General features: G+C 42.3%; 9 protein-coding genes. 3 read left to right on the top strand and 6 right to left on the bottom strand.

Going from position 1 to position 11452, the window contains the following annotated elements:
• Nucleotides 1-82: 82 nt before the first annotated feature.
• Entirely contained in the window at nt 83-1516 is a 1434-nt protein-coding gene (gene hpnJ / locus QZT26_RS04435) for a hopanoid biosynthesis associated radical SAM protein HpnJ (RefSeq protein WP_295100940.1), read from the top strand.
• A gap of 523 nt (nt 1517-2039) precedes the next feature.
• On the opposite strand, the gene QZT26_RS04430 is transcribed toward hpnJ, so the two are convergent.
• The 3 genes from QZT26_RS04430 to QZT26_RS04420 all read right to left on the bottom strand — a co-directional run bounded on the left by QZT26_RS04430 (nt 2040) and on the right by QZT26_RS04420 (nt 4213).
• The gene (locus QZT26_RS04430; protein ID WP_099324970.1) at nt 2040-2489 is read right to left on the bottom strand and encodes a hypothetical protein; all 450 of its coding nucleotides are present in this window, start codon (nt 2487-2489) and stop codon (nt 2040-2042) included.
• A gap of 5 nt (nt 2490-2494) precedes the next feature.
• Nucleotides 2495-2941, bottom strand: coding sequence for a hypothetical protein (locus QZT26_RS04425; RefSeq protein WP_295100937.1), 447 nt, complete (start codon nt 2939-2941; stop codon nt 2495-2497).
• Between the two features lie 147 nt (nt 2942-3088).
• Nucleotides 3089-4213, bottom strand: coding sequence for an RNA ligase (locus QZT26_RS04420; RefSeq protein ID WP_099324972.1), 1125 nt, complete (start codon nt 4211-4213; stop codon nt 3089-3091).
• Between the two features lie 469 nt (nt 4214-4682).
• Between QZT26_RS04420 and QZT26_RS04415 the strand changes: the two genes are divergently transcribed.
• Together QZT26_RS04415 and QZT26_RS04410 are read left to right on the top strand one after the other, a co-directional pair.
• A complete protein-coding gene (locus QZT26_RS04415; protein ID WP_099324973.1) occupies nt 4683-6158 on the top strand; it encodes a DHH family phosphoesterase in 1476 nt (491 codons plus the stop codon).
• A 35-nt stretch (nt 6159-6193) separates the two neighbouring features.
• Complete coding sequence (locus QZT26_RS04410; protein ID WP_099324974.1) at nt 6194-7042, top strand: hypothetical protein; 849 nt, start codon at nt 6194-6196, stop codon at nt 7040-7042.
• 343 nt (nt 7043-7385) lie between these two features.
• On the opposite strand, the gene QZT26_RS04405 is transcribed toward QZT26_RS04410, so the two are convergent.
• The 3 genes from QZT26_RS04405 to proC all read right to left on the bottom strand — a co-directional run bounded on the left by QZT26_RS04405 (nt 7386) and on the right by proC (nt 10826).
• Complete coding sequence (locus tag QZT26_RS04405) at nt 7386-7868, bottom strand: hypothetical protein (RefSeq protein WP_295100932.1); 483 nt, start codon at nt 7866-7868, stop codon at nt 7386-7388.
• A gap of 128 nt (nt 7869-7996) precedes the next feature.
• The gene (tkt, locus tag QZT26_RS04400; RefSeq protein WP_099324976.1) at nt 7997-10009 is read right to left on the bottom strand and encodes a transketolase; all 2013 of its coding nucleotides are present in this window, start codon (nt 10007-10009) and stop codon (nt 7997-7999) included.
• A gap of 1 nt (nt 10010) precedes the next feature.
• Nucleotides 10011-10826 (bottom strand): pyrroline-5-carboxylate reductase, encoded by an 816-nt coding sequence (gene proC, locus QZT26_RS04395; RefSeq protein ID WP_099324977.1) that lies wholly within the window; start codon nt 10824-10826, stop codon nt 10011-10013.
• Nucleotides 10827-11452: the final 626 nt, after the last annotated feature.

Genomic DNA, 11452 nt, shown 5'->3' with positions numbered 1-11452 from the left:
GGTTGTATGTTTATTTTTGCAAAGCGTTGATAATACAAAAAAAAGATTGCAAATCAAATAAAAAAATGCGTTAATTTTAAACATGATAAAAAAGACACTTTTATTAAATCCACCCTGTTTCGACCAATTTGACGGCGGCGCCGGCTCCCGCTATCAGGCTCGCAGGGAAGTGCGTTCCTTCTGGTATCCCACGTGGCTGTGTTATACCGCGGGACTCATCCCTGGAAGCAAAGTCGTTGACGCACCAGCGCAAGGGCTGCAGATTGATGAGGTCGTTTCCCTTGCAGGGGACTATGAGCTGGTTGTGATGTACACAAATACCCCCACATTATCCATTGACAGAGAAACTGCCAAAAAGATAAAGGCTGCCAATCCGGAATCGGTCATTTGTTTTGTTGGTCCGCACGTTACTATACAGCCGGAAGATGCGTTGCGTGAGGACAGGATTGTGGACATTGTTGCAAGGGGGGAGTTCGACATTACCGTTAAGGAACTTGCGGAAGGCAAAGCGTTGCAAGAGGTGAAAGGGATAAGTTACCTGAATGGTTCGGGCGTTGTTCATAATGCTGACCGTGGATTTACTACCGATCTGGACTCCCTTCCCTTTGTTACGAAAATCTATGAGCGTGATTTGAACTATAAAGATTACGAAATCCCTTATTTGCGCTATCCGTACCTGTCGATTTATTCCGGACGGGGTTGTCCCTCACAATGTATTTACTGTCTTTGGCCACAAACGATGATGGGACATCAGTATCGCGTAAGGAGCGTTGATAATGTTATCAGGGAGCTGATGTATTGCAAGGAACGGTTTCCCGAAGTGAAAGAGATTTTTTTTGACGACGACACATTTACCGCAAACAGAAAAAGGGTGCAGGAGTTTAGCCGGAAGGTAAAGGACCTTGGAATTACATGGTCTGCCACATCAAGGGCAAACCTCGACCGCGAAACGTTACAACAGATGAAGGAAGGCGGCCTCAGATTGCTCGTAGTAGGCTATGAATCCGGCAATGATGAAATTCTGAAAAACGTTAAAAAAGGGATTACGATTGATCAGGCCAAACGGTTTACCGGCGAATGTAAAAGTCTCGGCATACAAATTCATGGCACTTTTATGCTGGGATTGCCGGGGGAGAACAGGTCTTCAATGGAAGACACCATCCGATTTGCCATAGAGATGGACCCTGACACGATGCAGGTATCTATAGCATCGCCTTATCCGGGCACTGAATTTTATGATTATTGCGAAAAGAACGGATACTTAAAGACCGGCACTATGTTAAGTTCTTCCGGACATCAGCTATGCAACATAGAGTATCCGGACCTCCCTGCAGAAGAAATCATCCTCTGGACGGAAAAATTCTATAAAAAATTCTACTTCAGACCACGCATTATTCTGAGAATAGTAAAAAAAATGCTTCAGGACCCCGTGGAACGGAAAAGAAGATTAAGGGAAGGGCGGCAGTTCTTCAAAACAATGCGCTCGCGCAGAAAATATACGAAAAAAAGCTGCTGAGCCAGCGGTTTTGTATATCTCTCCATCCGTTTTTGAAATCACAGGCTATTTGCAATAATATTACGGTAAATTAACCTATTGGCGCAATGTAGGAGCGTACCATGAAAACAAAGATGACCATGGTTTATTGGAAGGGTGAAAAATATTGGCCTGGAAAACTTCTTGAGCGCCCGGAAATTATGACACAGGGCGAAAGGCGTTTGTCCGTCAGCTTATGAATAGCATGACATCTAGTTACTGTATCATCATAACTCGCACTAAATGGAACGATGTGGCAAGCATCCACCATTGATACAGAAATGGTAGCATCTATTCTCATTCCAGAAATACAACAAGTGTTGTTGTAGATTTTTGGTATTTCTCTTTTAAACAAACAACATCTTAAAAAAATCCCTTCCTCATTCTTTTGCTCCATTAAGTTCTTTATTTCTTGCCTGTATTCTTCCGATGGTTCGTTTAAAATTTTATTCTCAATATCATTAAATAGTTTTTGATGCCCACCTGACGAATTACCAAAATTGCATTAAGTTTCAGGGAAGTATTTATCCAATAAAAACTGCTGTAATATTCCATTACTTTTTTTATCATTCATTAAAGCAAGTAAATCTTCATCTGTAACAGCAAAATCAACTGCTGCATTTAGGTTTGCAAAACTTCGCAGGGATGCAGAGAGTTGAAGAATATTTTCAAAGCCCGGTTTTGGAATTAGTTTCCAAAACTTATCGCTTGTTAAATGATAAAATGGTAATGCAAATCGGCAATCGTGATTTGAAATAACCAATAAACTCCAATTGGATTTGAATAAAGCAACTAATTCGGGACTGATGTAAATTCTTTGGGAGTTGTTTATTCCGATCTGAAATGTTTGTAATATAGAAAGTAGAAGAATGGGTTTATGCGGAGCAATGCCGTGTGCTCTATCTATTCTTAGTTTTTCAAATGCTCTGAGATATTTCTGTAATGTTTCTTGCACACTTGTTATGTTGTTATTTGCGTTAGGGATTGTAGCGGAAATCCTTTTTGCAGCGCTAACAGGTCTTGGATTAACTCCACATCCTTTGGCTCCTGCTTGCAGGACTTTTTAAGCAGGCCTGCCTCTTGTTTGAATTTTTCTTCTTGTTTGCGCACTTCAATTTGAGTTTTGAATATGTGATTATAAATTTGGGATACTTTGGTTTTGAAAAAACTATCTCTGAACCAATAGTATTGAATCAGCACCATTTCCTGATGTGTGATTAATTCAATGCATTCGGTAGCCTGTATTGTTCGCTGTGCTTTTAAAATTCGTTTTAAAATTTCAACTCGTGTTTCAAATTTGTAAGGACCCCAAAAGTTTTCTTTTATTTCACAGTTCCGCCTGCGTTTATCTCTCCAGATTTCGGGGTTGTCTCTTGTTTCAATTAAAAAGTTTCTGATGTCTGCCATGGATTGTAACCCTGAACCCGCAGGGAGTCGTGTAATGTTTATGCTGAATAGCTCCAAGGGTTTTCCATTGGGATTTTGCTTTCTTGAATTTGTTTCGTATTTCGTGCTTCGTATTTTTTATCTCATGCTATGCTGGCTTGCAAAAAATCAGTCTACATGTGCCATTCCACCTAAATGGCTTTGCAGGGTGTCATACGACGCGTAACATTTCCTGGCGAAACGTACCTGCCAATAAAAGCCTGCCTTTTCCTTCGATAGTATTTCAAAATGTACCTTGCGTTTCTGCAAATGATCCATCATCCGTTGAATGTTTTCCTCTTCACGAAAACGGAGAAGAAACTCTTCCCTGATAAGTTCTCCGTCCGCAGCCTTTTTCACACTTTCGTAAATGGGTTTTAATAATGCTTCACCCAGGGCAGTAAAATCTTTAGGGTTTAATTCATGGGATTGCTCATAACGATACATAGCTGCCCGGATTATACGATGAGTAAAGTATTCTGACGCTATTTCCGCCATGAGTGGAGCGTTGCAGCGTATATCGCGCAGGCATGACCCGAAAGTAACATATTTCAGGGTCTTTTCTTCTTTACACGTTGGTTTGAAAACAATACCCTCGCTGCCTGCATCATCTAATTCTTTAACAATCTCTTTTAGGGCAAGGATATCTGCAGAAGAAAAACGCCCGAATCGCCTTACGGTAGGCATGCCATATTTATCGAAGATTCGTAACCGCTCTTCAACAGGAAGGTTTCGAGAAGTATTTTTCAGCATTAAATCAAAGGCAAAAAAGCGTATATCTTCCTTAACGTAAGGGGGACATTCAATATTGTAAGGATTATCGGGACCCGCAAATTCCCCGCAAACAATTAGGTCGGGGTGATCGGCAAATATTTTTTGTATATCCAGAAAATCAGCTATCCTGTCTGTAGAAAAGGGGCAAACATATCCACCTCGTGAAAAGACGAGTACTTTTCCCCGGATACAAACAATTCTCACATTATAACCATCAACCTTTTCTTCAACATAAAAAGGTTGCGCATACGCATTCTTTAATCCGTTCTCCAGATGCAATATTCTTGCAATCCTTGGAAAGTCAAAAATAATGCCCGCACAGGTAACGATTGAGCATTTTCCCAAAGGGCCGACCTTTCTCATTATCCGGTAATAGGAGATGCCCTCATACTCTTCTCTGGCAACATCATGTTTGTCAATAGATTCCTGCCACCGGTCTTCAGAAATGCCTGCTTTTTTGATGACTTCGGTTAATGACATAGTGAAATATCCGAAAAAAAAGGGGTTAAAAATAGCGGCGGAATGAAGCCTCTGTCTGATAAAAAGACCTTGAAAATATTCGATACATGATGTTACTTAACACCAAGCCTTTTATTCAAGGCAAAACTAGTGTATAATTTCAGCAAAACAAGTATTTTGCCCCCTTGTTTTTATTGTAACCTCAATATTTGTAAAAGGTTAAATTTATTGTCCGTTGTTTTTAATGTTGACTTGAAAAAAACATATTCGTATAATTGGCTAACGTTTTGTTGAATTATCAGGATAGTGTCCGGTAAAAAAATTTTTTACCGGACTCGCTTTTTTTACAATCCCCTTGTTCCTCCCCCTTGTTCACTCACGTCTGCCATGCCCGGCATGGATAGAGGCAGGTTTTCTTACGAGGGATTTTGCTGCTTGCTTACTGCGTTGCGTTATGAAATAGGATTCAATCTTTTAAGGAAATAAAATTATGTATATAATCCTTGGTTGCGATTGTGTTGCTAGGGCGTTGGTTAAAAATTTAAGCAAATCCGGTGAAGAGGAAATACTTGTAATAGACAAGGATGAACAGGCCTTAAATGCCTTAAAAGAATTTAATATCACCACGATAACCGCAGATATTTATGACTACAACTTCAGTTCTTTGCCGGGGAAAGACCCCGTAGCCTTTATTATTTTACAAAAAAATCCTAAAGAAAACCTTGCCTTAATAAAACGCATCAAGGAATTATTCCCTGATAAATTTGTTTTAACGCAAGTGACAGACGATAAAGAATCCTCTGAATCAATGGCTGCCGGAGCCGACCGTGCTGTTGAATCCGTCAGGATACTTTCGGATGCGATTCTCAATGAACTGGAATCTGCAAAACTAAGAAGGTCTGCCTCGAAACTGGTTAAAGTTCTCCGGGAGGCAACGAATAACGGATTGGCTATTTTTTTACAGAACAATCCCGACCCCGATGCTATTGCCTCCGGGCTTGCGCTCAAACGTATTGCCGGGGAATACGGCATTAAATCAAAGATTTATTATGGGGGGAACATTGGCCATCAGGAAAATAAGGCGCTGGTCAATTTGTTGCAAACAGACCTTATCAGACTCAATACTCCCGACGAATCGCTAAGTATTATTAACTCTGTTGATAAAATAGCGTTAATAGAAGCCTCTATACCTTCGAAAAATAATATATTGCCGCCCGATACGAACGTTCATGTCATTATAGATCATCACCAAACGGATATTAGCCTTGTAAAAGGGGAATTTGTTGAAATAATGCCTGGTATTGGCGCCAATTCTTCCATTATGACAAGGTATTTAAGGTATCTGGGAATAGCGCCGGACGTTCCGCTTGCGACCGCACTTCGCTATGGTATAAGAGTAGATACCAGTGGATTTACAAGGAACACAACCACTGAAGACCTTGACGCGGCAGCCTATCTTTCTCCATTGGTAGATGTGGGGCTCTTAAACCAAATTGAAAATCCCCCCATGAGCGCAGAAACGATGGATATCATTGGAAGAGCAATAAGAAACCGTGAAGTACGAGGGGCATACTTAACCTCATTCGTAGAATTCATAACCGACCGCGATGCGCTACCGCAGGCAGCCGAACTGATGCTGCAAATGGAAGGTATTTCTACGGTGCTCGTCTTCGGCATTGACAAAGACAAGGTCCAGTTATCGGCGAGGAGTGTAGATTCCAGGATTAATCTCGCGTCATTATTGCAAAAAGCATTTGGCTTTATGAACGCGGGTGGGCATGCTACCATGGCTGCAGGCTGTATTGAACTTGGCATATTTGGAGATGTTACAGATAAAAGATCGCTTTCGAAAATCACTTTTGATGCTGTCAGAAAGAAGTTTTTCTCTGCCGCCGGAGTGGATATAGAGAAGAGAGAAATACCGGATGATCTGGAATCGATAATGAATTATAGCGTGAAAGATTAGTTATCTTTAATTTGTTAAAAAGGAGAAAAAAAGGAATGAAAAAGGGCTATTTAGTGGTTGCCGCGTTAATAGGCATGTCGTTTTCCCTCGCATCTTGCGTTTCCACGCAAACACAGGTGGAAGAAGAGGCGCCGGAAGTAAAGATAGAAGTTGTGCCTTATGACGCTCCTGCGGTAGAAACGGCGGAACCTGTTGCTGAACCAGTGGAAATAGAAGGGATCGTTGAAGAGGAAGAAATAACGGAAGTGGCTCCTGCGGAAGAAACAGTAGAAGCTGTTCCGGAACCGGTAGAAGCAGAAACAATAGAAGAAGCGGCAGAACCTTTAGGGGTTAAAGTACCGGAAGAAGATGTTGTGACAGAGGAGAAGAAAGAAGAAGTCGTGACAGAAACACCTTCTGCCGCAAAAACGGAGGTGTCTGCTGCAAAAACAAGCACCTGTTCCATATGTGGCAAAGTCGTGGGAGAAAATCATATATGCGGCATTACTACCTATTGCAGTCAATGCGGAAGGGAAGCAGGTTCCGGGCATATTTGCGGCACAACGCAATTTTGCCATGAATGCGTCGAAGAAGTTGGACCTAATCATATCTGTGATTTGACATTTTTTTGTCCCGATTGCAAAAAAGAGGTGGGAGATGGGCATATTTGCAACGTAACAACACTTTGTCTGAACTGCGAGGAGGAAGTAGGCGCTGGACATATTTGTGATTTAACGTATTATTGTTACGAGTGTGAAAAAGAAGTCGGGGATGAACACATTTGCGGCCTTACCCATTTCTGCTATGCCTGCAAGGAGGAGGTGGGCGAGGGTCACAAGTGCGGTGTAACGTATTTTTGTTTTGAATGCGAAAAGGAAGTAAGTAAGGACCACAAGCACGAGTAAATACAAATATAAATGGATTTCGGAGACTCCGTATTGCGCTTAATGTATCAAGTGCAATACGGAGGCACCTTCCCATAAGCATTAAGTTGTTTTTGATATTTTTTAAATGGACTCCAATAACTAATATCGAACAAGGAATATCGAATTATGAAGTTTTCTTATACTTCGATATTCGTTATTCATTAGCTTCTATTTGCGTGTATCGCGGTTAATAAAATAACCGCCAATGAACGCTAATAAACGTGCATATGGAAATTTTATAAGAGGAACCCTTCCCCAGGTCATCGATCCAATCCAGCGCCTTTCATTGACAAATCGCAATTAACCTATACCCGATAAGCAATCACTTTTCAATGATGAGTAACAATCCGCAGTCAGGGCATTCTTTCGTATCAGCACGAATACTATAACCGCAAGCAGGGCATCTTCCCTGCGATTCCCAGTCTTGAGAGGCCTTGATTTCAGGATACTTTTGTGTATGGAATTCCTCAATACAGTTATGTGCGGCGAGAGCATTCCCTTTTGTTGTCAAGAGAAGATACCGGCATCCACACTTTCCCGTACTACAGCCAGGGGCTAAGACAATTTTAGAAAAAAGCCCTTTTCTTAAAAGTAAATCCGATAACTCACGAACGCTTTCTCTCCCTTCTTCCCTGATGGTGACCAATTCATCGTGGTGAGACGCGGGAATGTCCGGCTTTTTCTTTCTTTCTTTTTCAACCTCTTCCGGCATTATCAGGAGAACTCCGCAGTCGGCGCATAAAGAAATATGCGCATAATACTCGGATTCGCATTTTGGGCAAATTTTTACATTTTCAGTAGTCATGAACAATTAACCAAAAAACACTATTACAAAAAGTCTCTGCCAGTTTAAATTATACATAGAGCGATAACGCCGCAATCAATGGGATTTTAACCGCAAAGCACACGCGCGTACACAAAGTTCGTCAATGTTTATATACCCCACTTTTTTTCAATCTCATTTAAAATATTTTTTGTGGTAAATCCAAAGTGTTCTGCCAGGGCCTTTGCGGGAGCAGATGCACCAAAGTGGTCAATTCCGATGATAAGGCCATTGATGCCAGTAAATTCATGCCAGATTCCTTTTGCCGCTGCTTCAATGGAGACACGCCTTGTACATGACGGTGGAAGGATATTGTCTTTATATGCCTCCGGGTTGTTCCTGAATAATTCTAAACAAGGAAAGCTTACGAGACGTGCAGCAACGCCCTTTTCCTGCAGTTTTAGTGTTGCTTCAAGGGCGATTGATACCTCGGACCCAGACGCCATGAGGATTATATCCGGAGTACCCATGGAATCCTTTAGTATGTAGGCGCCGTGTTTTAATCCCTCTGACGAAGGATACACAGAGCGGTCAATAACCGGAATATTCTGGCGGGTAAGTATCAGTGCTGTTGGACCGTTTTTGTGATTCAGCGCCGTTATCCAGGCCGCAGCCGTTTCGGTTGCGTCCGAAGGCCTTATTGTCAACAGGTTTGGAATAAGCCTCAAGGAGGGTAGCTGTTCAATCGGCTGATGCGTTGGGCCGTCTTCTCCGAGAAATATGCTGTCATGGGTAAATACATAAATTACCTGAAGCTTCATCAACGCAGCAAGCCGGATAGAAGGTCTCATGTAGTCGGAAAATATCAGAAACGTGGAACCATGGGGAATAATGCCGCCATAAAGCGCCATGCCGTTGAGAACAGCGCCCATGGCGTGTTCTCTAACCCCGAAGTGGATATTTTTTCCAATAAATGAATTTTTGTTGATGGCAGGCGACCCCTTAATAAACGTTTTAGTGGAGGGGTTAAGATCGGCAGAGCCGCCGATGAAGGACGGTATTTGCTGTGCAATTATCTGCATCATATCTCCGGAAGCAGCCCTTGTTGCGACTGAATCTTTTTTGATGGTCTCAAGCAGCTTAGATTCAAGGTTGTCCGGGATAGCTTTATTCATATAAGCATTCCACTCTCCGGAAAAATCCGGATCCTCTTTTAAGCGGGTATGAAAGGCATTTTGCCAGTTTTCGTAAACATCTTTTAACTCTTTTACGCGGCTAGCGCATAGTTGCCTTACTTCATCAGGAACGTAAAAAGCCGGGTTTTTTGACCAGCCGATATTTTCCTTTGTTAATGCAAGTTCTTTTTCTCCAAGCGGCTCCCCGTGAGCGGACGCATTGTTCTGCTTATTCGGACTCCCTTTTCCAATATGGGTTGTCGCGATAATAAGAGAGGGTCTTTCTTTTTCATTTTGAGCAGATTGTATGGCATTCGCAATTTCATTATGATTGTGCCCGTCAATTTTAAAAACCTTCCATGAGTATGCTTCAAAACGTTTTGCCACGTCTTCTGTAAAAGCAAGTGAGGTGTTTCCCTCTATCGTGATGTGGTTGTTGTCGTAAAGGTAGATAATGTTGGAAAGCCCAAGATGCCCCGCAATGGAAGCAGCCTCGGAGGAAATTCCTTCCATCAGATCTCCATCGCTTACAACCCCGTAAATGGTGTGACCGATAATTTTTTTGCCAACTTTATTAAACCGTGCCGCAAGCAAACGTTCTGCTATTGCCATTCCAACGCCATTTGCAAATCCTTGCCCCAAAGGGCCTGTAGTGACTTCCACGCCAGGGGTATGGCCGTATTCCGGATGTCCCGGTGTTTTACTGTTAAGCTGCCGGAATTGTTTTATTTCATCCAGCGACAGGTCATATCCATAGAGGTGCAATAAGGAATAGAGCAGCATAGAACCATGGCCTGCGGAAAGGATAAACCGGTCCCGGTTGGGCCAATTCGGGTCTTCCGGATTAAATTGTAAAAACTGTGTCCAAAGAACAAACGCAACATCCGCACACCCCATAGGCAATCCCGGATGCCCTGATTGCGCCTTTTCAACTGCGTCGGCGGAAAGCATTTTTAATGTATTGACTGCAAGTTCTGCTGTTTCTTTTTGTATGGCGCTTATTTTCATGTTATAATAATTCTCCCAATTTTTTAGATTTTAAAGCGGCGGCTTCTACTGCATTTATGACAGCGGCACGTAATCCGCCATCTTCTAATTTGCTCACACCTTCAATAGTTGTTCCTGCAGGCGAGGTGACGGCGTCCTTTAACTGTGCGGGATGTTGCCCGGTTTCCAGCACCATTTTTGCTGCGCCCAATGCTGTCTGCGCCGCAAGGGCCGTTGCTATTTCTCTTGGAAGTCCCATTTTTACCCCGCCGTCTGATAATGCCTCAATAAACATATACACATAGGCAGGCCCGCTCCCGCTTACCCCTGTAACTGCATCCAAATATTTTTCCTCAAGTTGAAAAACCTTTCCGACGGCATTAAATATCGCGTGCGCCAATTTCTTATCACCTTCCGTTGTATGTTTCCCTGGTGCAAAGGCCGTCGCCGAAGAGGCAATCAGGCATGGTGTATTAGGCATGACCCTGATAACACGAACGTTTTCTCTGAGTTTTGATTCAATAAAATGCAGGGGAATGCCTGCAGCGATGGATATGATTAAATGACGGGGAGTTATGTCGTTTTTTATATTCTCAAGCGCTTCACCGATAATTTGCGGTTTCACCGCGAGGATAATAACGTCTGCAAAGGCGGCAATATCATGATTGTCTTGTGTAGTTTGGACGCCAATTTCTTCTTTTAATAAACGGCATCGCTCTGCAAGGACATCGCTAACAATAATGTTGCTGCCGGCGCTAAGGCCTGCCCTGATAATGCCTTTGCAAAGCGCCTCCGCCATCTTACCGCCGCCGATAAAGCCGAACTTTTCTTTTAACATTACGCATTTCCTGAATAATTTAATTTTTGAAACACCTTAGTGTGTTTGAGGAGATTGTTTTATTCCCGCTATCTGGAGAAAAAAATAAGGGATTAATTTTCACCCGTGGATTATATCGCAGAATAAAAAAAGGTCAAGGATGGATTGCCCGATACTGCATGAGGATGAAAAGTCGATTTCACACACCTGAAAATACCTTTTATCCGCAGATATAGGTAGAGTCGCGCAGATAAAAAACTTCTTGCAACACTTTGGTCTTTCGAAAAACATATTACCGATAGGCTCCGCAGGAGCGACCTGTCTCACTGTCAATCATATGCAGGCCGATGCCAGGAGTAAAGACTTGACCCTTTTCATGGTTTCTTGTTGATATATGTGTTTTGAGGTGATATAACTCTTTATAAACCAATGCTTAATGTCTTACTTTTTGGCTTCCCGTTCCCTATAGTATTACCCTGTAAAAACTTCTTTTTTTGTAAGTTTTCCTTCGTGTTCTTTGTACTACTATCCATCAATTTCTTGTTTTTTATGCGTGTTTTTCATGCCGCCATTTCCGTAAGTGCTTTAATATCAAGGGCTGAAGCGGTCATCAGTGAACAAGAGAACTTCTGGCCTTTCTCCGTCAA

The organism is uncultured Candidatus Kuenenia sp. (assembly GCF_900696675.1).
Lineage (GTDB): Bacteria > Planctomycetota > Brocadiia > Brocadiales > Brocadiaceae > Kuenenia > Kuenenia stuttgartiensis_A.
Note: the sequence above shows the minus strand (reverse complement) of the source record. Positions and strands in the feature narration are given on the sequence as shown.

Excerpts from the sequence above, each read along its gene's own strand:
- QZT26_RS04410 (WP_099324974.1), top strand. The coding sequence starts at position 6,194 with ATGAAAAAGGGCTATTTAGTGGTTGCCGCGTTAATAGGCATGTCGTTT.
- QZT26_RS04415 (WP_099324973.1), top strand. The coding sequence starts at position 4,683 with ATGTATATAATCCTTGGTTGCGATTGTGTTGCTAGGGCGTTGGTTAAA.
- tkt (WP_099324976.1), bottom strand. The coding sequence starts at position 10,009 with ATGAAAATAAGCGCCATACAAAAAGAAACAGCAGAACTTGCAGTCAAT.
- QZT26_RS04425 (WP_295100937.1), bottom strand. The coding sequence starts at position 2,941 with ATGGCAGACATCAGAAACTTTTTAATTGAAACAAGAGACAACCCCGAA.
- proC (WP_099324977.1), bottom strand. The coding sequence starts at position 10,826 with ATGTTAAAAGAAAAGTTCGGCTTTATCGGCGGCGGTAAGATGGCGGAG.
- QZT26_RS04405 (WP_295100932.1), bottom strand. The coding sequence starts at position 7,868 with ATGACTACTGAAAATGTAAAAATTTGCCCAAAATGCGAATCCGAGTAT.
- QZT26_RS04420 (WP_099324972.1), bottom strand. The coding sequence starts at position 4,213 with ATGTCATTAACCGAAGTCATCAAAAAAGCAGGCATTTCTGAAGACCGG.
- hpnJ (WP_295100940.1), top strand. The coding sequence starts at position 83 with ATGATAAAAAAGACACTTTTATTAAATCCACCCTGTTTCGACCAATTT.